The following is a 26615-nucleotide window of genomic DNA, read 5'->3' on the forward strand; positions in this document are numbered from 1 at the left end:
TCCGTATGGAGGTTACTCTAGACATTATTGCCATCAGCCAGCCACGCACGCGCTGCCGATGCATCTCGTTGAATTTGCATTTTTAATGCGTCTACTGACGCGAATTTGGTTTCATCACGCAATTTGTGCAGTAGGCTAACTTCTAATTGTTTGCCGTATAAATCGAGCGTTTGATCGAATAGATGCACTTCTAACTGCTGATGGGTGCCATTGACCGTCGGTCGATTACCCACGTTGGCAACGCCCGGCAAAGATTGCCCTGCACGCGCACCGGACACGGTTACCGCGTACACACCCGATACAGGAGAGACTCGCCGCTTAAGCAGCACATTCGCGGTAGGAAAGCCGATCGTACGTCCAAGCTTTCGCCCATGCGCGACCCGCCCGCAAATACTGTAGGGTCGCCCCAACATATCGGCTGCCGCCTCTAACTGGCCCGCGAGAAGCGCATCTCGGATAGCGGTGCTACTCACCCGTCGGTCGCTGACACAAAAGCTTTCGGTACTCACCACCGCAAAGTGATGCTCTTTCCCGGCTTGCTCTAATCGAGAGAAGTCACCGGCACGCTTGAGGCCAAAGCGAAAGTCGTCACCCACTACCAGAAACTTAACACCCAATTGATTGACCAACAAGCGATCAACAAAGGCATCCGGGCTCATGGCGGCAAATGCTGGTGTAAAGCTGACACACAACAGCCTATCCACGCCTAACTTAGCCAGTTGACTATATTTGTCACGCAGCCGGGATAAACGTGCAGGAGCCTGATCGCCTTGAAACAATTCGAGCGGTTGAGGCTCAAACAGCATGACAGTCGCAGGCAAATCGAGGGCCCTGGCCTTCTCGACCACTTGGCGCAAGACCGCTTGGTGCCCAAGGTGGACACCATCAAAGTTACCGATGGTGAGTACACAGCCTCGGTGTTTGGCCCGGATATTGTGAATGCCTCGAATTAATTCCATCGCCTGCTGACTATTTGAACTATAAAAACTGGCGGATTATATACTAGTCAGCGCTGGCAATCAGCCCTGGATTGATATTCCGCGCTTACCATCATCCTCGGTGGCGGATATCGCCTAATCTCACACCAAACATCACTGCCGTGATCAGATAGAGGCTCCCCCCGCCAAGAATACAGCCAGCCAAGCTAATGCTGCGAGAGAATAATGGCATAGCCACCCATTGTGACAAACTCGGCATCAAAACATAAAGCCCAATGACCATGGCACAAACAGCCACCAGTAACTTAACAATAAACGTCACTGTGTCTCGAGAAAGGCGATAAATATGACGACGGTGTAGCCCTTGATACAACAGGCCTGCATTAATCAGCGCCGATAAGGCCGTGGCCATTGCTAGCCCCACGTAGCTGAAGAAATAGGCAAAAATCGCATTAAAGACCATATTGCTGACCATTGCGATGACACCGTATTTGACCGGTGTTTTAGTATCTTGGCGCGCATAATAACCAGGCGCCAGGACTTTGATCACCATAAAATTGACTAAACCACAAGCATAAGCCACCAGAGATAGACTGGCCGCCTCCACGTCAGGTACACCAAATTCACCCCGCATAAACAGCACCATCAACATGGGCTTGGCGAGCACAATTAATCCAGCCATGGCGGGGATCCCGAGTAGCAGAACCATACGTACGCCCCAATCCATGGTCGCAGCAAACTGATCCGCCGATTTATCGACATGTTTTTTGGATAACGCGGGCAAGATCACCGTCGCAATCGCAATGCCAAATAACCCCAGTGGGAACTCTAATAAACGATCGGAGTAATACAGCCAACTGATAGAACCCGTCATTAAGAAGCTAGCAATAAAGGTATCGAATAACAGATTAATCTGACTCACGGATACCCCAAACAATGCTGGGATCATTAACTGTCGAATTTTGACAACGCCGGGATGATGCCATCCCCATTTAGGCCGCACGAGCATCCCCTCTTGCGCTAAAAAAGGCAGTTGGAACAAAAGTTGAATCACACCGCCTGCAAACACACCGATCGCAAGGCCTATTTCAGGTTGTGCCAAATGCGGGGATAGACCGATCGCCGCAGCAATAATCGCAACGTTTAAAAACACCGGCGTAAAGCTGGAAACTGCAAATTTATTCAGCGTGTTAAGGATAGCCCCCGATAGCGCAACAAAGGTAATAAACCACAAATAGGGGAAAGTGATTTTCAACATCAAGCTGGCTAACTCAAATTTTGCACCATCAGGCCCGCCGTCTAGCCAATCGACAAACCAACCGGTACCAAACAACGCGGCTAAAACGGGCGATCCGACCACACCTAGCAATGTCACAACAGTGACCAGCCCACCAAGCGTGCCGACCACATTGGCCACTAACTCGCGTGAGTAGGCTCGGGTGGTATCATCTTTATCAAGCGCCTGGTATTCGGTTAATACCGGCACAAACGCTTGTGAAAATGCCCCTTCGGCAAATAGACGACGCAAAAAATTAGGGATTTTATTGGCAAAGAAAAAGACATCGGCGGCCGCACCCGCGCCCATTAAGTTGGCAATGACAACATCGCGCACCAATCCTAAAACACGGGACGCTAATGTCATGGTGCTCACGATGAGCCCAGAGCGTAAAAGTCGCTTACTCACGGTAACCTCTTGAAAACACGTGCCCGATGCGCGCGTTGCTTCTACTTTTTCGCCCCTGGCGATACGCCGAAAGGGAGAACAAATCGAAATATAGGTGACGTCGGGGCTGAAATGCTGATAGAATCAGCCGCCATATTAACTGTGATAACCCCGCAGCGCCAATACTACCTTGGAGCGGCGGATCTTTGCACAAATGAATTGACAATAGAGGCAAAAAGAGGCATAGTCCTCCGCCTTGAAATGTCACCGAACAAAAAGATTTGGGAGTTAGACCCTTGGCGAATATCAAATCTGCTAAGAAGCGTGCGATCCAGTCTGAAAAGCGTCGCCAGCACAACGCAAGCCGTCGCTCTATGATGCGCACCTATATGAAGAAAACTGCTTCAGCAATTGCTGCAGGCGACAAAGAAGCGGCAACTGCTGCTTTTGCACAAGTTCAGCCTATTCTTGATCGTTCAGCCACTAAAGGCATGATCCACAAGAATAAAGCAGCTCGTTACAAAGCAGCATTCTCAGCACAAATTAAAGCGCTGTAAGATTGCTCTTTGCATAGAGATAAAAAAAAACCGGCCTTGGCCGGTTTTTTTTTACTTATCACTTGTTGCTTACCCAGGTGCTAACTCACGGTTTCGCTGCAGTAGAGATCATGTAAAAGCTGAATGACAGCGACGACTTCATCACTTTTTAGCGAATAATATACCGTCTGCGCCTCTTTGCGCGTTGTCACCAGACCATCTTTTCGTAACCAAGCGAGATGCTGCGATAAGGCTGACTGGCTCAGAGGAACCCGCTCCACTAACTGCCCCACCGACAATTCACCTTGTAGTAAATAACACAGAATAAAAAGGCGTTTTTCATTGGCCATGGCTTTTAGCAGGCTGACTGCCTTAGGCCCATTCTGCTGCATGCGGGCTAAATCCATTCAACTTCCATCATCAGTTAATACTCAATGGCACGAGTCTAGCACGATCTTTATGCTAGCTTGTAACTAAACAAACAAGTGACTGTAATCTGCCTCACAAATCCTTTTGACCGCTGGGTGCTGAATCATACGTTCCGCAAAGATAACGAAATATTCCTCTTTTACCACACTCAGCTCAGCAATTTGTATCGCTTGACCCAAACGGGTGACTTCCTCAGCATAGGTCGTAGGTGCAATAAATAACGCTTGATGACTAATCCCAAACGCTTTCATTAAGGCGGAATCGTCAAATTCTCCCAGAATATTAGGTACGATGCCTTGTTGATCAAACCACTGCGTTAACTTACGTCCCATTGCGGTCGATTTGCTAGGAATTAAGACTTTCTGTGTCGCTAAACGTATAGGTAACGGCACATCGAGGTCTTCTGCAGGGTTTGAGGAATATAAGCTCATGCTACTTTCACCTAACTTGACGCTAAATAAGCCGGCCTGTTGGGTCGAATCTATCGGGCAGTCTGAAAGGATCATATCTAATTTATGCTCTGCGAGTTGCTCAAGTAGCATTTCATGCGTGGATTCAAAACAGCGCAGGTGGATGGCGTTATCGTGAGGTATCGCATGCAAGAGAATTTGGCTAATCAGCCGCTTCGATAATGCATCAGCAACCCCAACATCGAATAAGATATTCTCTTGCTGGCTGTAATTGACAATATCTAGCATTTCGTAGCTCAGACCAAACATACGATCAGCATATTTAAAAACCAGCTGGCCGAGCTCAGTGGGCTCCACGTAGCGCCCATTGCGTTTAGTGAGCTTACCATTTAAGCGCTGTTCCAGAGCCCGAATTTGCCCAGTAACGGTTTGTGGTGTTAAACAAAGCTTATCCGCCCCTTGGGTGATTGAACCTTGCTTGCAGACCATCCAGAAGTAGTACAGGTGGTTGTAATTTAGGTGAGCCATGCTGATAGATAAAAAAACGCCAGACGAAGCAGCTTACGCTGCCTCTCTGGCGCCTTCAAGTGGCATACACGTTTTAGTTTTTCACATCGTCTTTATCAAGCGGCTTTCTTACCCGCTCACCCGCTCGATGCTCTAAAGCACGCTCTGAGAAGCTTGAGGATTTATCCTGTTCTTCTCTATCAACCTTATCAACGTTCGATGTCATCGCCTTTCCGGCCGCAACACCTGCGCGATAGGCTTGGCAAACATCGCTTTGGTCTTGCTTTCCGTTGCAATACATATCTTGGTTTACCGCCATGGCAGAGCCAGAGACGGTAACCAGGCTAGTAATCAACGCCAGTATTACCTTCTTCATACTCGTCTCCTTGTTCATCTGCAAGCGCGCTGGCTGGTGGCAGTGCAAAGTGCAACACTACGTAGCCAATCACGGCCGCCAAGGTCGATCCTATCAAGATACCAAGACGAGAGAGTGTGACGAACTCGCCATTCACACCAACAAAGGCCAGTGATGAGATAAAGATAGACATGGTGAAACCAATACCACAGAGCACTGACACGGCAAAGATATGGGTGAAATTCACGCGTGCTGGCAGTTTGGCAATACCTAATTTCACTGCGGCCCAACTAAAGGTAAAGATCCCAAGTGGTTTACCCAGAAGCAAGCCTAAGGCAATACCTAGCGGCAACATTTCCGTCAAGTTAGCCAGTGATACACCGTCAAGCGATACCCCAGCATTCGCGAACGCAAAAATCGGCAAAATCAGATACGACACGTATGGATGCAGCGCATGTTCCATTTTTTTCAATGGCGAGGGGGCATCATCCGTTTTACCTTTAAGCGGGATGGCAAAACCAAGCACCACACCGGCAAGCGTCGCATGAACGCCCGATTGCAACACGCTGAACCATAAAATCAGTCCAACCACGACGTACGCAGGAATACTGGTCACTTTGCGCATATTCATCGCCACCAGTACCACAGTGGCTATAAAGGCTGACGCTAGGGCTACCAGCGATAAGTCGCTACTGTAAAACAGGGCAATGATCACAATCACCCCGAGATCATCAATGATCGCCAATGCCAGTAAGAATACTTTTAACGCAAGCGGGACACGATTACCCAACAACGCCAACACACCGAGCGCAAACGCGATATCCGTAGCAGCTGGGATAGCCCAACCAGACACGGCCAGTGGGTCGCCCCAGTTGAACGCCAAGTAAACCAGTGCGGGAGCAAGCATACCTCCGATCGCTGCAACCGCAGGGAATGTGGCTTTGTCTTTTGAGTTTAGGGCACCTTGAACCAACTCACGTTTAACTTCCAAACCAATCAGCAGGAAAAAAATCACCATCAGGCCATCGTTGATCCAATGACCAACGGATAAGCCTGCTACATAGGTATGAAGCGTGCTGTCATATAAAGGCTGTAAATCCGAGTTCGCTACGAACATCGCTAATACCGCCGCTACAATCAGCACAATACCTCCTGCGGATTCCATTTTCAGAAACTGACGAATGACATCAGTCATTTAGAGCACTCCATACAATAAAAGTGGATTTCAGTAGTCTAGACAGTCAGACCACTTTTAGAAAAATCGTTTGTTCTGATAGTAAACATCGGGAAAACCGATGTTAAAACTAACTTACCATTGATTTATTCGTAGTCTAACGCTTTTATATCCTGTTTACCGACTTATAGCTTAACGCTTTCTCTCTAGCATAGTGTCGATTTCAACCTTGTTGTTACATTTTTATCTCTGTTTTTTCTAGCCGTGTATTTAGAGACAAATAACGCTAGGAATCAGGGGGGTAACAGCGCTTTTGCTGCGGCATATCCGTGCCAAGATCGTATTTTCAACTCACTGCAGTATTTATGTCATATTTCTGAAATATTCCCTTTTTACTATCGCCTCAGATTTTGCTTTGACACTAAACTGACATCGAATTGTCACGGAGATATCTTATGACTCCCCATGCTACAGCAGTAGAGGCAACTCAGAGCTCCTCAAATTGGTTCCGTTGGACCAAGCTTGCCGTTATGCTTTACCTCCTACTGGTGGCCGTTGCCATGGTAGGAAGCGGCTTCAAATGGGCCGTAGGCGACGAAGCGAAGACGCTCTTTGCGTTTGCGTCTCATCCCGTAGCTGGCTTAATGATTGGTATTGTTGCCACTGCATTGATTCAATCTTCAAGTACCGTGACGTCTATTATCGTCGGCCTGGTCGCGGGTGGCTTGCCGGTTGAAGCGGCGATTCCCATGGTAATGGGAGCCAACGTGGGTACCTCAGTGACTAATACTATCGTCAGTTTAGGCCATGCCCGCTGTAAAGTAGAGTTTAGTCGTGCCTTTAGTTGTGCCACTGTTCATGACTTCTTTAATCTCTTTGCCGTTGCTATTTTTCTCCCACTCGAAATGGCATTTGGAATACTGAATAAAATTTCTGGCTGGTTGGTGTCGCCATTGGCACAAGCGAACGATATGAGTATCAAGGGGTTAAACTTTATTAAGCCATTGACCAAACCCGTCGTTAATGCTGTGCAATCGCCCTTGGATGCCATCTTCCCGGGCAACATTGGTGGCTTCGTGATGATTGCCATGGGCATTGTCACCATTGTCATTGCCATCACCGTGATGGGTCGCGTGATGAAAAAACTGATGGTGGGTCGGGCAAAAGACATGCTTAAAAATGCTATCGGTCGCGGTCCATTGCATGGTATTTTCTCAGGCTCAATCGTCACTGTGTTGGTGCAATCTTCATCAACGACCACTAGCTTGATGGTGCCATTGGTCGGCTCAGGCGTGTTAAAGGTGCGTGATATTTATCCATTCACATTGGGCGCAAATATTGGTACCTGCATTACCGCGTTACTTGCCGCCACAGCCGTCACGGGCGAGTTCGCCGTCTTTGCGCTGCAAATTGCATTAGTACACCTTAGTTTTAATATCCTAGCCACCGCGCTTATCTTTGGTGTGCCGTTTTTACGCGAATTACCGCTCAAAGGTGCAGACTTGTTGGGCAAAATGGCCGCCAAATCAAAAATGGCCGTCCTCGTTTATATCAGCATGGTCTTTGTTGTAATCCCAGGCAGCATCGTCCTCTTATCTCAATAAGCCTAAGATTTAGGTCGCACACAAAAAACGCAGCCAGCTGGCTGCGTTTTTTTTATTGAAAATTGGCTCAAGATGACACCAAGTCGTCTCGTTAACGTTACTGCCTATCAAACAGCTATGTGTTAAACCGCTATGCGTTAAACCGCAATCGGCGCTTTAATGGTCGGATGCGGATCGTAGCCTGCAATCTCAAAGTCATCGATTTTATATTCAAAGATAGAGGCAGGCTTGCGTTTAATGGTCAATGTCGGCAACGCACGCGGTTCACGCTTTAGCTGTTCATGGACAATATCATCGGTCAGATGGTTATGATAAAGGTGAACATCACCGAAAGTATGGACAAAATCACCGACCGCTAGGTCGCACTGTTGCGCCACCATATGGGTGAACAGCGCATAGCTGGCAATATTAAACGGCACACCCAAGAAGTAGTCTGCACTACGCTGATAAAGCTGGCATGAGAGCTTGCCATCCGCCACGTAGAACTGAAACAAACAATGGCAAGGGGCCAAGGCCATTTTGCCTTGCTCCGCGTTCTCTGATGGGCTGATGGACTCATCCGGCAAATCGGCAGGGTTCCACGCAGTGATAATATGGCGACGCGAATTGGGTTTGGTTTTAATTTGCTCGATCAATTGCGCAATCTGATCCACGGTTGAGCCATCTGGACACGCCCAAGAGCGCCACTGAGCGCCATAGACGGGACCGAGATCACCTTGCTCGGTGGCCCATTCATCCCAAATACGTACCTTGTTGTCTTGTAAGTACTGGATGTTAGTCTCGCCGTTAAGAAACCACAAAAGCTCGTGGATAATCGCTCGGGTATAGAGTTTTTTGGTCGTTAACAGTGGAAAGCCTTCAGCAAGGTCGAACCGTAGTTGGCGTCCAAATATCGATCGCGTTCCGACACCCGTGCGATCTCCCCTATCTGTCCCATTATCGAGAATATCCTGCATCAACGCCTGATACTGCTTCATAGTGTTTCCTATCATTGACCGAACAAACAAAAGGCACCGCATAGGGTGCCTTGGTGTGATAAACAGTATATCTGATTACGCGACATTAATCATGGTGCAGGCCTGCGCTTGTAAGCCCATAGAATCATCAATGCGCCTGCCACAATCATTGGCAACGAGAGTAGCTGCCCCATGCTTAACAGATCACCAAACAGTCCAAGATGTGCATCTGGCTCGCGGAAATACTCCACGGTAAAGCGGAATGTGCCGTAACCGGCCAAGAAAAGCCCCGAGACCGCCCCCATTGGGCGTGGCTTTTTAATGTACATATTGAGGATCACAAATAACGCGACGCCTTCTAATGCAAACTCATAAAGCTGCGAGGGATGGCGTGGCCACGGGCCCCCGGTTGGAAAGACCATTGCCCAAGGCACATCCGTGACGCGCCCCCATAGCTCACCGTTCATAAAGTTGCCCAACCGGCCAGCGCCAAGGCCGAATGGTACTAACGGCGCAATAAAGTCAGCCACGGTAAAAAAGTGGCGCTGCGTTTTACGTGCATACCATGCCATGGCGGTGATCACACCCAACAGACCACCATGGAAGGACATGCCTCCTGTCCATACTTTGAACAAAAACAAGGGGTCGGCGATAAAAGCATCCAATTGGTAAAAAAGCACATAGCCAATGCGTCCACCCAATACCACGCCAAGAAAGCCGGCAAACAGCAGATCGCTGACTTCTTCTTTGTTCCAACCACTGTTGGGTTTTGTCGCACGATGGTTTGCCAGCCAAAGAGCAAACACAAACCCTAACAAATACATCAACCCGTACCAGCGTACCGCTATGGGGCCTAACTCGATTAATACCGGGTCGATTGACGGAAAGGTGAAATAACCTTCAGCCATGAATTTGATCCTTTATTTCAATAACATGCTAGCGCCGACAATAACAAGAAAGACGGCAAAAATACGTTTTATTTGCTCAGTAGGTAACTTCACCGCAAGCTGCGCGCCTACCCGTGTCATCCACACAGACGTGGAAACCACCCCGAGCAACGCGGGTAAATACAAGTATCCGACACTGAGTGGCGGTAAGGGTTCCGTCTGTCGCCAGCCCAACCACACAAAGCTAATCATGCCACCGAACGCTAATACCGCTCCCCCCGCTGAGGCACTACCGATCGCTTGATGCATGCTGACCCCACGCCAGTGTAAATATGGAACAGTAAAGGATCCGCCACCAATGCCTGCCAAGCTAGAAAGCGTCCCAATCAAGGTTCCAGCCGCAGAAAGCCGCCACCAATGCGGCAATGGGCGCGCTTGATAGACGCGGCGATTAAGTAACATTTGCAGTGCCATCGCAAGCACAATCACACCAAATAAACGGGGTAGCCAATCAGGAGGCAGCAAGTCAGCAAATCCGGCCCCAAGACTACCGCCTAACAGCATGCCAGGAACAAGAGCTTTGACCGCCTCGATATGCACATTACCTAAGCGAAAATGCCGCCATGCCGACGCACTTGAGGTCAAAACGATCGTTGCTAACGACGTCGCCAGAGCAATGGGCATCACCACCGTCGGTGAAATGCCAAAAACCGGCAATAGAAACGTTAAAGCGGGTACCACCACCAGTCCACCGCCAATGCCAAGCAGCCCTGATAAGGTACCTACGCACGCACCGACTAGCATGCAGACCACAAACAACAACAGTGTTAGGCCAGTGATCATCGCATTTGTCCGATTTTGACTAGCGCATCAAGCCCATGTTCAGCCAGAAAAGCTTCGGTCGATGCCCGAATCGCATCAGGGTCGTCTAATGTCAGCATAGTATTCGCCTGCACCACTAGCGCCTCATGCGGTAATCGACTTAACAGATATTTGATTTTGGCGACATTCCGAGTGTTCATACTCAGTTGCTGGTAACCCAATCCCACTAATAATGCTGCACCCACAGGATCGCCGGCCAACTCACCGCAGACACTTACCGGTAATTGATGGCGCGCACCCATGGTTGCAATGGATGATAAGGCATGGAGTACTGAAGGATGCAGGGCATCAAAAATATCCGCGACCCGCGCATTATTGCGATCAACGGCGAGTAAATATTGGGTCAAGTCATTGGTCCCTACCGATAAAAAATCGATATCACGCGCGATATTATCCAACTGATACAAAATAGAGGGGACTTCGACCATGATCCCGAGCATAGGGATATTAACGCTCTCACCCGTCCTCTCGGCCTCTTGGCTGACCTCTTGATACGCGCGGCTGACCAAGGTTTTCGCTTCCAATAACTCATTGCGGCCAGAGATCATTGGCAGTAGTAACTTAAGGTTATTTAAACCTATGCTCGCGCGTAACATGGCACGGACTTGGATCAAAAAGATATCCGGATGATCCAAGCTGAAGCGAATACCGCGCCACCCCAGAAAAGGATTATCTTCTTCCACACTTAGGTAAGGAAGCGGCTTATCCCCACCGATATCCAACGTACGCATCACCACAGGCTTATCAGGGTAACTGGCAAGAATGGCGCGATACTGTTTCACTTGTTCGTCTTCAGAGGGGAACCGGCGTAACATTAAAAAAGGGACTTCAGTGCGAAAAAGTCCTACCCCATCCACCCCTTGATTAATCGCAATTTGACTATCGGCACTAAGACCGGCATTTAAATGGACCTCAACCCGGGTGCCGTCTTGGGTTTGTCCCGGGCTGGCCAGTGCTGTCTCAAAGGTCGATTGTAAGCTGGCTTCTTCTTGCACTAATTGCAGGTATTCGTTGATCAAGGCCTCGGCAGGCTCGATCATTAATACCCCTTTGTGTCCATCGAGGATAACGGTTTTGTGGTGCAAGCGTGAGGGAGAAAAGCTGACCCCCATGATCGCAGGGATCCCCAATGCCCGCGCGAGAATGGCAGCATGAGAATTAGCCGCTCCCTGTTCGGCGACAACGCCTGCCAGTAAGGTACGAGGAATCGAAGCCAGCATACCGGCTGTCAGCTCGTGAGCCAGTAACACAACCGGTGATGAAATCGCTGGAGCACTGCCTGCCGGGGCCATCAAAAAATAGAGTAATCGCTGACCCAGTTCTTTTACATCGTCTGCGCGCGCTTTGAGATAAGGATCGTCCATCAGGGAAAAGCGCGCGGAAAAGGCCTCCACAGTTTGTCGCACGGCCCACGTCGCTTCATCACCTTGCTGGATCCTGACCGTTATGTCTTCTCGCAACATGGGATCATTGAGCAGATGTACAAACAGATCAAAAATCGCTAATGCGTCTTTTTGTAGCTCCTTATCAAAGCGCTTACGCAAACGCCGGAACTCGGTACTRGCCTCATCAATCGCGGCGTCTAAGCGGTCGAGCTCTCGCGACACATCGAGACTGCTTGCCGGAGCAACGTCCTCTAGCCTTGGTTGCGACTCGTCGCACCAAGCTTGAGCAATACCGATCCCCGGTGACGCCGGCATCCCTTCAAGTAAAATAGGCGATCGGGTACCTTGCCACCCCCCTTGCGCATCCGCATGGGCAAATACCACCGCCAACTGCGCGGCTAAGGTGACAAGAAACGACTCTTCACTTTCATCAAATTGACGCGGTTGGTGTTGCTGAACGACTAATACGCCCAGCACCTTTTTGCGATAAATAATGGGCGTACCCAAAAAAGATTGAAACGCATCTTCTCCTGTCGCTGGAAAAGGTTTAAACGCAGGATGTCGTCGTGCATAAGCGAGGTTTAAAGGCTCAGCTCGTTGACCAACCACGCCAACTAACCCGTCACCAAACGACATCGACACTTGCGCCGACGGATCGAGCCCCTGCGTTGCCATCAAATCAAAGCTTTGTTGCTCAAGGTTGGCGAGATAGACAGAGCAGCACTCGGTACGCATTGCCAAGCAGGTTTGTTGCACCAACGTATGCAGCGCCTGATCGAGATCGGCTGACACTGCAACGCTTTGCACAATATTCCTTAACTGCGTGAGCACCGAGTTTCTCCTTTACCCTCGCTTATTTTTACGTCGAGGTTTGCGTTCTTTAAAAGGCATCGCAAGCGGCGCAAACTCTTTCATTGCACGCCGATAGACTTCACGCTTAAATGCCACGACTTGACGCACAGGATACCAATAACTGACCCAACGCCAGCCATCAAATTCCGGTGTCCCGCCACGCAAAACGTTCACGTGTGACTCATCACACTCAAGCTTAAGCAAAAACCATTTTTGCTTTTGCCCAATACATACGGGTTTAGAATCCCACCGCACCAAGCGTTTCGGTAATTTATAACGTAACCAATGTCGACTAGTCCCCAAGATGCGCACATCTTTTTTGGTCAGTCCAACTTCTTCATACAATTCACGATACATGGCTTGCTCAGGACTTTCTCCTTCATCAATACCACCTTGTGGAAACTGCCATGAATGCTGACCATATCGACGAGCCCAGAGTACTTGACCGTGGCCGTTACAAATTACTATCCCCACATTGGGACGATAGCCATCGCCATCAATCACTGGACAACCTCAATGATAAATCTCTACTGAACCTGATTTTTTCACAAAAAGCGGCTGAGGGTAAACAAACATTGTGGATTGACCTTCTTTTTTGCGCTCTCGTCGTCATCTGAGGATAACTCACTCTCTAACAGGAAGTTATAAACATAGCAATGAGAGTTTGCGCACATTTATTCACGCTTTCTGTGGATAGATTTGTGAAGAAGCCTAGAAAAAGTGCATTAAAGCATCAGGTATCGATCATCTAACGGAAGGAAATATTGTCATACAAATAAAATAAGACCTTAAATTCATAAACTTAAAAGTAATTCGTTAAGATAGGATCCTTGACAAGATCCGACGATCATTAAATACGCACAGATCGCTCAAAGATCCACCAGTTAGTGAATTATCCACATCGATAGCTCAAAAAAACGACAGATCAGCTCTTTTATCCATTTTTCTCTGATTTTTATTACTGTATATATGATCATGTGCCTCATTTTACGCGCATAAAATGATGCCCATGTGGATAACTAAAGGACAGTCATGACATTTTCTCTCCAAGGATCCACTTGCAGCACCGATGACAGTTCTCGATAATGCACGACCGTTATGCCCATAAACAGGATCGAGCCACTGTGATACATCCTCCTGAGTCTGAACAGATACTGATGGACCGAGCACTAGAGCTTGCAGGTCTGACGCTGGGTGAAGTGAGCCAGTCACAAGCGATAAGCTGTCCGGAAACACTCTCTCGGGAAAAAGGCTGGATCGGTATGTTACTCGAGACCTGTTTAGGTGCCAATGCGGGGAGTAAGCCTGAACAAGACTTCGCGCATTTGGGGATTGAGCTAAAAACCATTCCCGTCAACCAAAACGGTAAGCCTCTAGAAACAACCTTTGTCTGTGTCGCACCACTCACTGGGATTGCGGGGGTACGTTGGGAAACCAGCCATGTAAGACAAAAACTATCACGCGTGTTATGGGTCCCAGTGGAAGGCGAGCGTGATATTCCTGTGGTGAAGCGACGGATAGGGACCCCCCTGCTGTGGTCTCCTAGCTCAGAAGAAGACGCATGCTTACGCGCCGACTGGGAAGAATTAATGGATTGGGTGGCATTGGGACGCGTGACAGAAATCACGGCACGTCAAGGCCAATACCTACAATTGCGGCCCAAGGCTGCTAATGGCAGCGTACTCACCGACGCCTTTGGATCTCATGGCGAGCCAATTCGAACGCTACCACGTGGGTTTTATTTACGGACACAATTTACCCACCAGATCCTGAGCCGTTACTTCCTCGATCCGCAATAATAGCGCCTTAAAATCGAATCGGCATGTCTTCTCGACACCCAGGCTCCCCACCGGTCGCGAACTCATCATAGGGATCCATTAAGCGTAACACGCCCTGTTCAATGCCAAGCGCCTTGAGCTTATCCCCCACTTGTCCCACATGATCAAACTGCATCACCTCGCCGGTTTGATCGGAACGTAACGGCTCGAGCTGCTTCTTGATTTCGACTTCTACCGAATACTTGGCGCCTCCCGCATGAGCCATGATGTAGCATTGCGGACATGACTGGGGATCCGCGCGCATCCACGCCTTGAGTTGTGCATAGTTCATTTGACTTTCCTCTTGTCGCTTTCTTTGGCGCCTGTTGCTACCTGACCCAATACACCCCATCGCCCGGCAATTCATGGCGTCACCCATACAAGTAATGGTTAAAGTTTGCACACCTGTCAAGCCGAGCGGTGCGGTTAAACCGCTTTCGATTAAAGGCAAAATTCTCTACTATGGACTGCCATAGGTCGATTGCAGACAAGGAGACAGGATGCAATACCACCGTTTGCCCCATTCCTCGCTAGACGTGAGCAAAGTGTGTCTTGGCACAATGACATTTGGTGAGCAAAATAGTGAAGCCGACGCGCATGCTCAGCTCGATCTTGCTTTTGAGCGCGGTGTTAATTTTATCGACACCGCAGAGATGTACCCCGTCCCCCCAAGCCAACCGACACAAGGTTTAACCGAGCAATATATCGGTAACTGGCTGGAAAAGTCGGGAAAGCGCGATCGAGTGATTCTCGCCACTAAAGTGGCTGGCCCGCGCAATGTTCCTTACATCCGTGACAACATGTCGCTCAACCGACGTCATGTGCATCAAGCCGTTGAAGATAGTCTGACGCGACTGAAAACCGACTATATCGATTTGTATCAAGTCCATTGGCCGCAACGGCATAATAACTGTTTTGGTAAGCTCAATTATCCTTATCAAGACGAGCATTCTGGGGTGACGATTTTGGATACCTTGGATGCACTGAACGAGCTAGTACAAGCGGGAAAAATCCGTTATATCGGCGTTTCTAATGAAACGCCTTGGGGCGTGATGCGCTATTTGCATCTGGCAGAGAAGCACAGCCTCACACGTATTGTCTCTATTCAGAATCCGTATAACCTGCTTAACCGGACGTTTGAAGTGGGGCTCTCTGAGATCAGCCACCAAGAAGGGGTGGAGTTATTGGCTTACTCACCGCTTGCCTTTGGCGCACTGAGCGGTAAATATTTGCAAGGTGCACGTCCAAAAGGCGCACGCTGTACACTGCATCAACGCTTCGCCCGTTATTTTACTGAATCAGGGCAAAAGGCCACACAAGAATACGTCGATCTGGCTCAGCGTCATGGTCTTGATCCGGCGCAAATGGCACTCGCGTTCGTCAACAGTCGTCCTTTTGTCGCTTCCAATATTATTGGCGCCACGACGCTAAAACAGCTGGAGAGTAATCTCGATAGCTTGGAGCTAACGCTGAGTGACGATGTGCTTGCCGGTATTGATGAGATCGCTAACCGCTACCCTAACCCCTGCCCTTAGATCGCAAAACGGCAACCCCTTGGGGTTGCCGTCCATTTCATGTAATCTGGCCGCATTATCCAACCGCAACCGGAAATCTGATGCGAACAAAAGCAGATAGATGGCGCCATGCTATCGGTTTTGAACTAACGGGCTTGATCTTGGTGGTCTTGGGGCTCAATTGGATTCTGGGAGCGGACATCGGTCATCTTGGGATCATGGGCGCGATTTTTTCGGTGCTCGCCACCTTCTGGAATTATGTCTACAACATTGGCTTTGATAAAGCGATGTTGGCTTGGCGGGGCTCAGTGATCAAAACCCTCCCCTTGCGTCTATTGCATGCTGTGCTTTTTGAGGCTGGGCTTCTGGTCGCCACTATCCCCTTTATCATGTGGTGGCTGTCGATGAGCTTTTGGCAAGCTCTGAGCATGGATATTGGGCTCGTCATTTTTTATCTGATTTATGCGTTTGTTTATAACTGGCTGTATGACTATTTGTTTCCGATTCCAGCTCCCCACTCAAAACAAGGCTGAGTACATTAACCTTCATAGAAATACGTCAAAAGGTTTATTGACGAAACGTGCGTGGCGCGGGGATCAAATTGTGTTTATTTAAAAGCCGATACATGGTCGCACGTGAAACACCGAGCTCTTTAGCCGCGGCCGATACTTGTCCCTTATTTTCCTCTAGCACAGCAATTAACGCATCGCGTTCCGACTCTTCACGGATTTTACGTAAGCTTTGTTTATAATCACCCTGATGGGGCAAATCTAAGTGCTCCGCATCAATCACCAGATGATCGGCCAGCAATACCGCGCGCTTCACCTGGTTGATAAGCTCGCGCACATTGCCCGGCCACGAATAACTGCTCAGTACGCGCTTGGCTTCATCAGAAAAGGTTCGTGCTTGCGTATTATATTGACGTGCAAACTTAAGCAAAAAATACTCTGCTAACTCAGGCACATCGGACTGGCGATCTTTGAGCGCCGGCATATTAATGCGCAGCACATTTAATCGATAATACAAGTCTTCACGAAATAATCCTTCGGCGACACGCTTTTCTAAATCCATATGGGTGGAGGCAATCACGCGCACATCGAGATCACGATTATATTGGTCATGGGTGATATCTAAGGTGCCTTCTTGCAGCAAATGTAGTAAGTGCCCTTGTAAGTGCAGAGGTAAATCGCYAATTTCATCAAAAAACAAGGTGCTTTTATGACACTGGCGGATTTTCCCTGGCATCTTTTCATCGCCCAGCAACGCATGCTGCATCGACTCATCGGCTAACGCCGAGCATTTCACCGACTCAAACGGCGCTTTCGCACGAGTAGATGCATGATGAATCGCTTGGGCCACTAGCTCTTTACCGGTACCGCTCTCGCCGGCGATTAACACAGACACATCGGTTGGCGCGACACGACGTACTTGATCACGCAACTTTTTCATCGCCGGGCTCTTTCCCTCTAATCCCATATCACTGTGATCACCGAGTTGTGGCCAGACATAGCGCTCAAGACGCAGCATACCGAGTTGGTGACCAATGGTACTCATCAGTTGCGAATTAGGAACAGGCGAAGTGAAGTAGTCAATACAGAAACTGACAATAAACTGGCAGATCGCTTCATTAGTAAGCTGATTTTCTCTCACCAAGGCTAACCAACGCACCTGCTTGTTACGGTTAACTAGCGAAGCGACACCATTGAGGCTAAAGTCGTTATGGCTGAGATCGACAATACCAATACAAGGGCCGATATCTTGTAACAATGACTGCGCAGCACGCAAATCATAGCAGCGATGACAATGCCAGCCAGCTTGCTCAAGGGTTGCCAGCCAAGGCTCATAAGCGCCACCGACCACCACGAGTGAGCTTAAGGTTTTGTCACTCCCTGCATCAAATCCCATAACACCTGCCTTACATCCAGTCTGTCATACTACTTGCCAAACAAAGCCTTATTATAAAGATGGCCGATTTTAAATCTGTCTCAATAAAGAGACATCAGCTGGACACCATAAGCATTATTTTAGTCAAATATATGAATAAACCCGATAAAATGTTGAGTCTTTGACCTAAATATCGGGTATAAGGCACAAAAAAAGCGGCTCTGTGAGCCGCTTCCATGGTGGTCTTTCCAGTTTTAGCTACCTTGTTGAGGGCGCATCGCTGGGAACAAAATCACATCGCGAATGGTATGTGTATTGGTAAAGAGCATCACCAGGCGATCAATGCCAATCCCCTGCCCTGCCGTTGGCGGCAAGCCATGTTCAAGCGCATTAATATAATCGGCATCGTAATACATGGCCTCATCATCACCGGCATCTTTGGCATCAACTTGGGCTTTGAAGCGCGCATCTTGATCTTCGGCATCATTCAGCTCCGAGAAGCCATTGGCCACTTCACGCCCACCCACGAAGAATTCAAAACGGTCAGTCACGAATGGGTTTTCGTCATTGCGACGAGCCAATGGTGAGATATCCGCTGGGTATTCGGTAATGAAGGTCGGCTGAATTAATTGTGGCTCCGCCGTTTCACCGAAGATTTCTTCAAGTAACTGGCCAGCCGTCCAAAACGATTCGACACTGATATTCAGTGATTTGGCAATGGCGGCTAGATGATCTCGCTCTTGCACATTGTCATCGTTCAGCGCTTGAATCTCAGCATGATCAGGGTTGTACTGCTTAATGGCATCAAGCATGGTAATGCGTGGGAAAGGCCCAGCAAAATTAATCTCATGTTCGCCATAAGGCATTACAGATTGCCCCATCACTTCCAGCGCCACACGCGATAACATATCTTCGGTGAGATCCATCAGATCGTTATAGTCCGCGTACGCCATATAGAATTCCATCATGGTGAATTCTGGGTTATGGCGTGGCGATAAACCTTCGTTACGGAAATTCCGGTTCACTTCAAACACACGCTCGAAACCACCGACAACGAGACGCTTGAGGTATAGCTCAGGCGCGACACGTAGATACATGTCGATATCTAACGCATTATGATGAGTGGTAAATGGACGTGCTGTTGCCCCACCTGGGATAACGTGCATCATCGGTGTTTCCACTTCCATAAAGTGTTTTTCTACCATGTAGTTACGAATGGCAGTCACCACACTTGAACGTACTTGGAATGCGTGACGTGACTCTTCGTTGACAATCAAGTCGACATAACGTTGACGATAACGCAGCTCTTGATCAGCCAAGCCATGGAATTTTTCTGGCAACGGACGCAATGCTTTGGTCAGTAGCTGGTAGCGCTCCATGTTGACATACAGATCGCCTTTGCCCGACTTATGCAACGCACCATGCACGCCAATAATGTCACCAATATCTAAGCCTTGATACTCGGCTTTCAGCGCTTTTTGTACGTCTTTCGAGGCATAGGCTTGCACACGGCCCGAGACATCTTGTACCACCATAAATGGCCCGCGCTTGGCCATAATACGGCCTGCGATCGTAACTTTGTGATCAAGTGTTTCAAGCTCGGCTTTGTCTTTATCGCCAAATTCAGCCTGCAGGTCTGCGGCAAGATGCTCACGACGAAAGTCGTTAGGATGGCCGTTTGCCTTACAGTTTTCACGAATGTGATTCAGTTTGGCGCGACGCTCGGCAATCAGCTTATTTTCGTCTGGTAACTGGTCAGTCATAGAAAACCCTTTACATTAAATCGTGATTACAGGCCAGATTTGAGGCTGGCTTCAATAAATTTATCTAAATCGCCATCAAGAACGGCCTGGGTATTACGGTTTTCAACACCGGTACGCAAGTCTTTGATACGCGAATCATCCAAGACATAGGAGCGAATTTGACTGCCCCAACCAATATCCGACTTTGCATCTTCGTTGGCTTGTTTTTCCGCATTTTGCTTTTGTAGCTCAAGCTCAAACAGCTTGGCTCTTAGCTGTTTCATCGCTTGATCTTTGTTCTTGTGTTGCGAGCGATCGTTTTGACACTGCACCACAGTATTGGTCGGCACATGGGTAATACGGACCGCTGATTCTGTGGTGTTAACGTGCTGACCACCAGCGCCCGACGCACGGTAAACATCAATGCGTAAATCAGAAGGATTGATCTCGATATCAATGTCGTCATCAATTTCAGGGTACACAAACGCAGACGCAAATGAGGTATGACGGCGCCCGCCAGAATCAAACGGCGACTTACGCACCAAGCGATGTACGCCTGTCTCCGTACGTAACCACCCATAGGCGTATTCGCCCGAGATACGCACAGTCGCGGATTTAAGCCCAGCGACATCGCCTTCAGACACTTCGATAACTTCGGTTTTAAAGCCTTTAGCATCCGCCCAACGCAGGTACATGCGGAGCATCATGTTGGTCCAATCTTGCGCTTCTGTGCCGCCAGACCCTGCTTGCAAGTCAATATAGCTATCGGATGCATCATGCTCGCCAGAGAACATACGACGGAATTCAAGCTTAGTGAGCTTTGCTTCAAGGTCGGCCAACTCAGGCTCAACTTCATCAAAGGTTTCTTGATCGTCTTCTTCGACCGCCAGCATCAACAGCTCGTTGACCTCTTCGCCCCCTTGGGTCAAGTGATCGATGGTTTCAACCACTGCCTCCAGTGAAGCACGCTCTTTACCCAGCGCTTGGGCACGTTGTGGTTCATTCCATACGTCGGGTTGTTCTAATTCGGCATTAACTTCTTCTAGACGCTCTTTTTTAGCATCGTAGTCAAAGATACCCCCGAAGGACATCGGTGCGTTCAGCGATATCCGCGAGGCGATTTTTGATTGGATTAATCTCAAACATGGTCAAGCATCTTCATTATTTGCGGAAATTTAACCGCCGAATTTTAGCGAATTGTCGCGCTAATAAACAGGGCGTGATGGAAAAAGCCGCACAATTAAGCCGGTTCAAGGTAAGAAACAATCAGCTGAGCACTGCGATTACCACGAAACTCATTGATATCCAGTCGATAAACGAGGTGAAGCGTTTTGACACTGGGATCCGGCCAGCGACGCACATCCACGTTAAATGCGATCGCATCTATCATGGTGCCACCACCTTCAGGCTCAACCATCAATTTTAAGTGTTTTCCTCCCACCAGCTTTTGCTGTAATACATGAAAGTTGCCATCGAACTGCGGCTCTGGAAACCCTTGTCCCCAAGGTCCGCCAGATTGAATGATCTCGGCAGTCTCTATCCCCAGCTCATGGCTTTGCAGCGCGCCGTCGCTCAATAGTACCCCTTTCAAATCATCCTCACTGACTTGCTCGCGCACCTGCGCATCAAACTGCTTGGCGAACGTATCAAACTGTGCTTCGTCGATGGTCAGTCCCGCGGCCATGGCATGGCCGCCAAACTTTTTAATTAACCCGGGATTGAGCGTATCTATCCTATCTAGCGTGTCACGCATGTGTAAGCCGGGAATCGAGCGTGCCGATCCTTTGATCAGCCCCTCGCCACCGTCGGCAAAGGCGATCACCGGACGATGAAATTGATCTTTTAAGCGCGACGCGAGAATGCCAATGACACCCTGGTGCCAATCGCGCTGGAATAAGGCCAGTCCCACCGGTAAATCTTGCTCAGAGTGTTCGGCAATCAAGCGCTCGCACCAAGCCACGGCTTCTTGCTTCATACCTTGTTCGATATCTTTACGCGTTTGATTTAACGCATCCAGCTCGGACGCCATCCGTCTGGCCGCATGGATGTTGTCGCACAGTAATAGCTCTACCCCGAAGGCCATGTCATCTAACCGTCCTGCCGCATTGATCCTGGGCCCTAGCGCAAAACCAAAATCACTGGCGACCAGTGTTGCCATATTGCGATTGGCGACCTCGATCAAGGCTTGAATCCCTGGCCGACAACGACCTGCTCGGATCCGCTGTAACCCTTGATGAACAAGAATGCGGTTGTTGCTATCAAGCGCCACCACATCCGCCACCGTGCCGAGTGCGACTAAATCGAGTAGCTCAGCCAGATTAGGGATAGCCAAACCTTGTTGCGTAAACCAACCTTGGTCACGCAAGTGCGCTCGCAAAGCAAGCATTAAATAAAACGCGACTCCGACCCCTGCTAACGCTTTAGAGGGAAAGTGGCAGTCATCTAAATTCGGGTTGACCATCGCATCCGCATTCGGCAGTTGATCGCCGGGCAAATGATGATCGGTTACCAATACGTGCATACCGAGGGCTTTGGCATGGGCAACACCTGCTAATGAAGATACGCCGTTATCGACGGTCATAATCAGCTCTGCGCCTCGCTCAGCGGCTTGATCAACCACCTCTGGGCTCAAGCCGTAACCATCATCAAAGCGATTGGGCACCAAATAATCTACCCGTGTCGCGCCCATCATACGCAGTGCTTTCACTGATAGCGCCGATGAAGTCGCGCCATCAGCATCAAAATCTCCAACGATTAAAATAGACCGATGGGCCGCCAAGGCCTCGGCAAGCAAGTGTACGGCGGCATCGATCCCTTTGAGCGCTTGATATTGATGGAGCCCCGCTGCGCTGCGATTTAGCTCGCTATCTGTTTGTAGCCCACGGTGCGCATATAAACGCTGTAAGAGCGGAGGAATGGCATCGCTGAATGCTGGCGTGACTGACGGCGTCCGTCTTTTTATTTCTATCATGAAGTGATTACCAATTGCGGGTTAACCTCGAGGATGATGCGCTTGATGAAGCTGTTTCAAACGCTCCGTCGCCACATGGGTATAAATTTGCGTCGTTGAAAGATCACTGTGCCCCAACAACATCTGTACTACCCGCAAATCCGCACCATGATTAAGCAGATGGGTCGCGAAAGCATGTCGAAGGACGTGTGGAGATAAATCATCGGTCTCAATACCGGCCAGTTGAGCATAATATTTAATTCGATGCCAAAAAGTTTGTCGTGTCATTTGCCGCGCGCGTTTACTCGGAAAAAACACATCGGTGCTGGTTTGGCCCAATAAGACGGGACGACTGTGAGCTAAATACTGTTCGAGCCAATCCACCGCCGATTCACCCATCGGTACTAACCGCTCTTTATCGCCTTTCCCTGAGACACGCACGACACCTTGGCGAAGGCTCACGGTTTCAGTGGTGAGTTCAATTAATTCGGTTACACGTAGCCCAGTGGCATAGAGTAGCTCTAGCATCGCTTTATCTCGCAACTCTAACGGATCGCGCGTGTTCGGTGCCTCTAATAAATCGTCGATCTGCGCTTCAGTTAGATCTTTTGGCAATCGTTTAGGTTGTTTGGGACTTATCAGCGTTGCACTCGGATCGTCGGGACGCAACTTCTGACGGTATACATATTGAAAAAGCCGACGTAATGCCGACACCATTCGGCTGCGAGAGCTGGATTGGTAGCCTTGTTCGTGTAACCAATACTGATAATCTTGTAAATCTTGCTTACTCACTGCCACCAATGCACGGCGGTCGAGCCAGTAACAAAGCTTGAGTAAGTCGGCACGATAGGAATTTAAGGTATTCTCGGATAACCCGCGTTCCATCCACATGGCGTCCAGAAACTGTTCGATTAATTCAATGTTTTTATTCACGTTCAGCCTGCTTGGTTATAAATCGGAAAATACGTGGTTTGCCGGGGTAGGGACGACCAACATTATACAAAATGTCGCTAGCCCTTGCTGGATCAAATTGCCGTTCAACAGGTAAACTGCCCGCATGATAAACAACAGAGTCGCGCTATGAAAATCGGTCTTTTTTATGGCTCTACCACCTGCTACACCGAAATGGCCGCGGAAAAAATCCGTGATTTTATCGGTGACGATCTGGTCGAGCTCCACAATGTAAAAGAAACGCCGCTCGCCAAGATGGCAGACTATGACTTACTACTGCTAGGTATTTCCACCTGGGATTTCGGTGAGCTCCAAGAAGACTGGGAAGCCGTTTGGCAAGATATAGATAGCTTGCAGCTAAACGATAAAGTCATCGCCCTGTTCGGTTTAGGGGATCAGGAAGGCTACGCGGAATGGTATCTCGATGCCATGGGCATGCTTCATCAGCAGTTACAAGGTTGTGGCGCGCAGTTTATTGGCTACTGGCCAACCGCAGGCTACCGCTTTGATGCATCCAAGGCGGTGACGGAGGATGGTAAACAGTTTGTCGGCTTAGCCCTCGATGAAGACAGCGAATACGATCTCAGTGATGAGCGCATTCAAACCTGGTGCGAGCAAGTGCTGGTAGAATATCAGGCAATGCTTTAGCGCGCACTGCGTGCAATCAATCCTACGCTGAACACTTGCTAAGCGTGAGCGCTTGAATCGCCTAGGCGGTGATAGAGTTACCACTACCATAATAAAAAAACCGCGCTACTTGGCGCGGTTTTTATCTTAATGCCAGGCGATTACGCTTCGGCTAAGGCCGAGTCTCGGGCGCCAACAAACTTGGCTACCACCATGGCGACTAACGTCGGCAGTAACCACGCCATACCGACATCAAACAATGGCAAGAAGTTGAAGGTGCTCATATCGACTCCCATTACTTTTACCGCATCGAGTAAGCTAAATACCAAGGCAACGCCCATCACTAAACGATAACCCAGTGCTGGATTCGGCAACCAGCGACGAATAAAGGTCAAGCCAATCAGGGCAATCGCGACGGGGTATAAAGCGAACAACACCGGAACGGAAATGGCGATTAACTGCTTTAGGCCAACATTGGCAACCACGGCACAGACGGTTGCTACCACTACCACCCAGCGGCGGTATGTCCATGAAGTCAGTGAGCTAAAATAGTCTGCACATGCGCTGACCAAGCCAATTACTGTGGTCAAACACGCCAAACCGATGATGGCGGCAAGGATCATTTGTCCAACCGGACCAAACAGGGCATCCACATAGGCGGCCATGATTTCGCCACCGTTTTGTGTCCCCTGTGCCACCACACTCGCGGTTGAGCCTAAATAAAACAAGGAAACATAGACAAACGCTAAGCCTGCGGCAGCAATAATGCCGGCGTAAATCAGATACATGCAGGTCGCTTTGTTGTCTTCAATACCTTTTTTGCGGATAACATCGACAATCAACATACCAAACATCAAGGCGGCGAAGGTATCCATGGTGTTATACCCTTCAAGAAAACCGGTCGTCAGCGCATTCTCAACGTAACTTCCTTGCGCGGCGGCCACCTCACCTTGTGGATTAACAATCACCGCGATCGCCAAGATCGCTAATGCCGCAAATAATAAAGGCGTCAAGAATTTACCGATCGTGTCGATCAGTTTTCCTTGCGAAAGAGAGAAAAACATCGCGGCGGCGAAAAAGACAACAGAAAACGCACCCAGCTCAAGCTGTCCAGGCGATGACAAAAAAGGCTTAAAACCAATCTCGTAAGCGACCAATCCGGCACGAGGCGCCGCAAAAGCCGGGCCAATGATAATAAAAATCAACACTGCCATCAGGGTCGCGACACCGGTTGGCAAATCACGAGTGAGCCCTTTCCAGCCCCCTCCTGCGATGGCAACGGCGATAATACCAATCAGCGGAAGACCGACGGCAGTGATCAAAAATCCGATCATGGCGGCGGTGTAATGGTCGCCAGCTAACATGCCAGCTTGTGGTGGAAAGATTATATTTCCCGCGCCTAAGAAAAAGGCAAAGGTCATAAAACCTAACGCTAAAATATCTACTAATTTTAAACGTTTAGTCACGATGAATACCTACAGCTTTAGAGGGTGTTTGCAAATGAATAATCTTTCGCCCATCTGAAACGCTGATTTATAATATTTTGTTTCAGACGATAGGCGGAATGCAGAATAATGAACAAGTTCCCTGTCACAGTAAAGGCATTGGCAAAAAACCTTGTGATCTTCTGCTTTAGCAATAACAATCAGCTCAATAAACTGGCTAAATAATTATCTCTGGCATTTTTCAATAACGACATCTTGCAACACTCTGATCACATTAAAGCAAAAAATGCTATCGGCTTGCTGACCAAACTACGGAGACACTGAGCATCTTGTGAGTCAATTTCGATTTAAACAGTTCACGATTGAACACAGTAACTGTGGCATGAAAGTCAGTACCGACGGGGTGCTGTTAGGGGCGTGGGCCGAACCGAATCAGGCACAACACAGTTTAGATATAGGGACTGGCACCGGATTATTAGCCCTTATGTTGGCACAACGTTTTCCTAACCTGGCAATGACAGCCGTCGACTATGACGTGTCAGCGTTTCACTGTGCATACGACAATGTGGCAAGGTCACGGTTTGTGGATCAAATTCAGGTACAACAGACCGATATCAACACCTATCGCAGCCCGCATCTATGGCCTCACATTGTGTGTAATCCGCCGTATTTTACCAGTGGTATTTCATCAAAAAACAAGCAACGTGCGATCGCCAGACACACGCAAACGCTTAGCCATGAAGATTTAGTTCACTGCTTGGCTCGTCTTTTAACGCCAACAGGATGTGCTGATCTGATTTTACCCCTCAAAGAAGCCGAGGCGTTGATCGAACAGGCCGCTGAATGTGGTCTCTACTTACGCCGCTATGTCCGCGTGAAGCCTAGCTCGAATAAACCGCCATCACGATTATTGTTCACTTTAAGTCCCACGACGGGAACGCTAAGATCTGATACGATCACCGTGCGTGATCAACATGGCGACTACACCCAAACGTTTGCCGCCTTGACGCGCGCGTTTTATCTCAAATTGCCGTAAGCAAAACATCGCAGTGTAGGACAACCCGTATTGGTGATGACGCGCTGCCTATTTACACCATTTGCGTCTAT

Annotated in this window: 25 protein-coding genes; 7 read left to right on the plus strand and 18 right to left on the minus strand. The window is 48.9% G+C overall.

What is annotated here, in order from left to right; genetic code table 11:
- Positions 1-17: 17 nt before the first annotated feature.
- Together ribF and murJ are read right to left on the minus strand one after the other, a co-directional pair.
- Positions 18-959 (minus strand): bifunctional riboflavin kinase/FAD synthetase, encoded by a 942-nt coding sequence (ribF, locus tag BZG76_RS13335; protein WP_077461727.1) that lies wholly within the window; start codon positions 957-959, stop codon positions 18-20.
- A gap of 91 nt (positions 960-1050) precedes the next feature.
- Positions 1051-2622, minus strand: a complete 1572-nt coding sequence (murJ, locus tag BZG76_RS13340; protein WP_077461728.1) for a murein biosynthesis integral membrane protein MurJ — start codon at positions 2620-2622, stop codon at positions 1051-1053.
- Between the two features lie 275 nt (positions 2623-2897).
- Here murJ and rpsT point away from each other — a divergent pair, with 275 nt between their 5' ends.
- Positions 2898-3158, plus strand: a complete 261-nt coding sequence (rpsT, locus tag BZG76_RS13345; RefSeq protein ID WP_021023304.1) for a 30S ribosomal protein S20 — start codon at positions 2898-2900, stop codon at positions 3156-3158.
- Positions 3159-3238: 80 nt separating this feature from the next.
- Here rpsT and BZG76_RS13350 read toward each other — a convergent pair whose 3' ends face one another.
- The 4 genes from BZG76_RS13350 to nhaA form a co-directional block, all read right to left on the minus strand.
- On the minus strand, positions 3239-3544 hold the full coding sequence (locus BZG76_RS13350) for an ArsR/SmtB family transcription factor (RefSeq protein ID WP_021023305.1): 306 nt from the start codon (positions 3542-3544) through the stop codon (positions 3239-3241).
- A gap of 66 nt (positions 3545-3610) precedes the next feature.
- Positions 3611-4504 (minus strand): transcriptional activator NhaR, encoded by an 894-nt coding sequence (nhaR, locus tag BZG76_RS13355; protein WP_025744420.1) that lies wholly within the window; start codon positions 4502-4504, stop codon positions 3611-3613.
- Between the two features lie 73 nt (positions 4505-4577).
- A complete protein-coding gene (locus BZG76_RS13360) occupies positions 4578-4859 on the minus strand; it encodes a hypothetical protein (RefSeq protein WP_077461729.1) in 282 nt (93 codons plus the stop codon).
- Positions 4828-6033 (minus strand): Na+/H+ antiporter NhaA, encoded by a 1206-nt coding sequence (nhaA, locus tag BZG76_RS13365; RefSeq protein WP_077461730.1) that lies wholly within the window; start codon positions 6031-6033, stop codon positions 4828-4830. Before nhaA ends, BZG76_RS13360 begins: the two co-directional genes overlap by 32 nt.
- 434 nt (positions 6034-6467) lie before the next feature.
- Here nhaA and BZG76_RS13370 point away from each other — a divergent pair, with 434 nt between their 5' ends.
- On the plus strand, positions 6468-7616 hold the full coding sequence (locus BZG76_RS13370) for a Na/Pi symporter (RefSeq protein ID WP_077461731.1): 1149 nt from the start codon (positions 6468-6470) through the stop codon (positions 7614-7616).
- Positions 7617-7753: 137 nt separating this feature from the next.
- Here BZG76_RS13370 and BZG76_RS13375 read toward each other — a convergent pair whose 3' ends face one another.
- The 5 genes from BZG76_RS13375 to rppH all read right to left on the minus strand — a co-directional run bounded on the left by BZG76_RS13375 (position 7754) and on the right by rppH (position 13082).
- Positions 7754-8593, minus strand: a complete 840-nt coding sequence (locus BZG76_RS13375) for a thymidylate synthase (RefSeq protein WP_021023310.1) — start codon at positions 8591-8593, stop codon at positions 7754-7756.
- An 89-nt stretch (positions 8594-8682) separates the two neighbouring features.
- Positions 8683-9480 carry a prolipoprotein diacylglyceryl transferase gene (lgt, locus tag BZG76_RS13380; protein WP_021023311.1) on the minus strand — a complete coding sequence of 266 codons (798 nt, stop codon included), beginning with the start codon at positions 9478-9480 and terminating at the stop codon, positions 8683-8685.
- A 12-nt stretch (positions 9481-9492) separates the two neighbouring features.
- On the minus strand, positions 9493-10302 hold the full coding sequence (locus tag BZG76_RS13385) for a sulfite exporter TauE/SafE family protein (protein ID WP_077461732.1): 810 nt from the start codon (positions 10300-10302) through the stop codon (positions 9493-9495).
- Complete coding sequence (gene ptsP, locus BZG76_RS13390) at positions 10299-12557, minus strand: phosphoenolpyruvate--protein phosphotransferase (protein WP_077461733.1); 2259 nt, start codon at positions 12555-12557, stop codon at positions 10299-10301. The genes BZG76_RS13385 and ptsP overlap by 4 nt, the downstream gene beginning before the upstream one ends.
- 12 nt (positions 12558-12569) lie before the next feature.
- Entirely contained in the window at positions 12570-13082 is a 513-nt protein-coding gene (gene rppH, locus BZG76_RS13395) for an RNA pyrophosphohydrolase (RefSeq protein WP_021023314.1), read from the minus strand.
- 581 nt (positions 13083-13663) lie between these two features.
- Between rppH and mutH the strand changes: the two genes are divergently transcribed.
- The gene (gene mutH / locus BZG76_RS13400; RefSeq protein WP_198532351.1) at positions 13664-14377 is read left to right on the plus strand and encodes a DNA mismatch repair endonuclease MutH; all 714 of its coding nucleotides are present in this window, start codon (positions 13664-13666) and stop codon (positions 14375-14377) included.
- Between the two features lie 7 nt (positions 14378-14384).
- On the opposite strand, the gene BZG76_RS13405 is transcribed toward mutH, so the two are convergent.
- Complete coding sequence (locus BZG76_RS13405) at positions 14385-14687, minus strand: DUF6482 family protein (protein WP_077461734.1); 303 nt, start codon at positions 14685-14687, stop codon at positions 14385-14387.
- A gap of 208 nt (positions 14688-14895) precedes the next feature.
- Between BZG76_RS13405 and BZG76_RS13410 the strand changes: the two genes are divergently transcribed.
- Positions 14896-15930 carry an NADP(H)-dependent aldo-keto reductase gene (locus BZG76_RS13410; protein WP_077461735.1) on the plus strand — a complete coding sequence of 345 codons (1035 nt, stop codon included), beginning with the start codon at positions 14896-14898 and terminating at the stop codon, positions 15928-15930.
- Between the two features lie 80 nt (positions 15931-16010).
- Positions 16011-16442 (plus strand): PACE efflux transporter, encoded by a 432-nt coding sequence (locus BZG76_RS13415; protein WP_077461736.1) that lies wholly within the window; start codon positions 16011-16013, stop codon positions 16440-16442.
- A 34-nt stretch (positions 16443-16476) separates the two neighbouring features.
- Here the strand turns inward: BZG76_RS13415 and BZG76_RS13420 are convergent, their stop codons facing one another.
- From BZG76_RS13420 to xerD, 5 genes are all read right to left on the minus strand, one after another.
- Complete coding sequence (locus BZG76_RS13420) at positions 16477-17814, minus strand: sigma-54-dependent transcriptional regulator (RefSeq protein ID WP_077461737.1); 1338 nt, start codon at positions 17812-17814, stop codon at positions 16477-16479.
- A 233-nt stretch (positions 17815-18047) separates the two neighbouring features.
- The gene (gene lysS, locus BZG76_RS13425) at positions 18048-19556 is read right to left on the minus strand and encodes a lysine--tRNA ligase (RefSeq protein WP_077461738.1); all 1509 of its coding nucleotides are present in this window, start codon (positions 19554-19556) and stop codon (positions 18048-18050) included.
- A gap of 26 nt (positions 19557-19582) precedes the next feature.
- Positions 19583-20681, minus strand: a protein-coding gene (prfB, locus tag BZG76_RS13430; protein WP_108742909.1) for a peptide chain release factor 2 whose coding sequence is annotated in 2 segments (ribosomal slippage) — positions 19583-20605 and positions 20607-20681 — 1098 coding nt in all. Because the reading frame shifts where the segments join, the coding sequence is not laid out codon by codon here.
- A gap of 94 nt (positions 20682-20775) precedes the next feature.
- Positions 20776-22506, minus strand: coding sequence for a single-stranded-DNA-specific exonuclease RecJ (recJ, locus tag BZG76_RS13435; RefSeq protein ID WP_077461739.1), 1731 nt, complete (start codon positions 22504-22506; stop codon positions 20776-20778).
- Between the two features lie 21 nt (positions 22507-22527).
- The gene (xerD, locus tag BZG76_RS13440; protein WP_241824100.1) at positions 22528-23376 is read right to left on the minus strand and encodes a site-specific tyrosine recombinase XerD; all 849 of its coding nucleotides are present in this window, start codon (positions 23374-23376) and stop codon (positions 22528-22530) included.
- Positions 23377-23565: 189 nt separating this feature from the next.
- Between xerD and fldB the strand changes: the two genes are divergently transcribed.
- Positions 23566-24084: a flavodoxin FldB gene (fldB, locus tag BZG76_RS13445; protein ID WP_077461741.1), complete on the plus strand. Its 519-nt coding sequence runs from the start codon at positions 23566-23568 to the stop codon at positions 24082-24084.
- Between the two features lie 140 nt (positions 24085-24224).
- On the opposite strand, the gene brnQ is transcribed toward fldB, so the two are convergent.
- Positions 24225-25529 (minus strand): branched-chain amino acid transport system II carrier protein, encoded by a 1305-nt coding sequence (gene brnQ / locus BZG76_RS13450; protein WP_021023325.1) that lies wholly within the window; start codon positions 25527-25529, stop codon positions 24225-24227.
- A gap of 310 nt (positions 25530-25839) precedes the next feature.
- Here brnQ and BZG76_RS13455 point away from each other — a divergent pair, with 310 nt between their 5' ends.
- Entirely contained in the window at positions 25840-26544 is a 705-nt protein-coding gene (locus tag BZG76_RS13455; protein WP_241824097.1) for a tRNA1(Val) (adenine(37)-N6)-methyltransferase, read from the plus strand.
- Positions 26545-26615: the final 71 nt, after the last annotated feature.

Origin of the sequence: Salinivibrio sp. AR647, from assembly GCF_001995415.1 — a bacterium.
GTDB lineage: Bacteria > Pseudomonadota > Gammaproteobacteria > Enterobacterales > Vibrionaceae > Salinivibrio > Salinivibrio costicola.

Coding starts and splice junctions, on each gene's coding strand:
- ribF (WP_077461727.1), bottom strand. CDS start 959: ATGGAATTAATTCGAGGCATTCACAATATCCGGGCCAAACACCGAGGC.
- BZG76_RS13350 (WP_021023305.1), bottom strand. CDS start 3,544: ATGGATTTAGCCCGCATGCAGCAGAATGGGCCTAAGGCAGTCAGCCTG.
- nhaR (WP_025744420.1), bottom strand. CDS start 4,504: ATGGCTCACCTAAATTACAACCACCTGTACTACTTCTGGATGGTCTGC.
- BZG76_RS13360 (WP_077461729.1), bottom strand. CDS start 4,859: ATGAAGAAGGTAATACTGGCGTTGATTACTAGCCTGGTTACCGTCTCT.
- nhaA (WP_077461730.1), bottom strand. CDS start 6,033: ATGACTGATGTCATTCGTCAGTTTCTGAAAATGGAATCCGCAGGAGGT.
- BZG76_RS13370 (WP_077461731.1), top strand. CDS start 6,468: ATGACTCCCCATGCTACAGCAGTAGAGGCAACTCAGAGCTCCTCAAAT.
- BZG76_RS13375 (WP_021023310.1), bottom strand. CDS start 8,593: ATGAAGCAGTATCAGGCGTTGATGCAGGATATTCTCGATAATGGGACA.
- lgt (WP_021023311.1), bottom strand. CDS start 9,480: ATGGCTGAAGGTTATTTCACCTTTCCGTCAATCGACCCGGTATTAATC.
- BZG76_RS13385 (WP_077461732.1), bottom strand. CDS start 10,302: ATGATCACTGGCCTAACACTGTTGTTGTTTGTGGTCTGCATGCTAGTC.
- mutH (WP_198532351.1), top strand. CDS start 13,664: ATGCACGACCGTTATGCCCATAAACAGGATCGAGCCACTGTGATACAT.
- BZG76_RS13405 (WP_077461734.1), bottom strand. CDS start 14,687: ATGAACTATGCACAACTCAAGGCGTGGATGCGCGCGGATCCCCAGTCA.
- BZG76_RS13410 (WP_077461735.1), top strand. CDS start 14,896: ATGCAATACCACCGTTTGCCCCATTCCTCGCTAGACGTGAGCAAAGTG.
- BZG76_RS13415 (WP_077461736.1), top strand. CDS start 16,011: ATGCGAACAAAAGCAGATAGATGGCGCCATGCTATCGGTTTTGAACTA.
- lysS (WP_077461738.1), bottom strand. CDS start 19,556: ATGACTGACCAGTTACCAGACGAAAATAAGCTGATTGCCGAGCGTCGC.
- recJ (WP_077461739.1), bottom strand. CDS start 22,506: ATGATAGAAATAAAAAGACGGACGCCGTCAGTCACGCCAGCATTCAGC.
- xerD (WP_241824100.1), bottom strand. CDS start 23,376: ATGTGGATGGAACGCGGGTTATCCGAGAATACCTTAAATTCCTATCGT.
- fldB (WP_077461741.1), top strand. CDS start 23,566: ATGAAAATCGGTCTTTTTTATGGCTCTACCACCTGCTACACCGAAATG.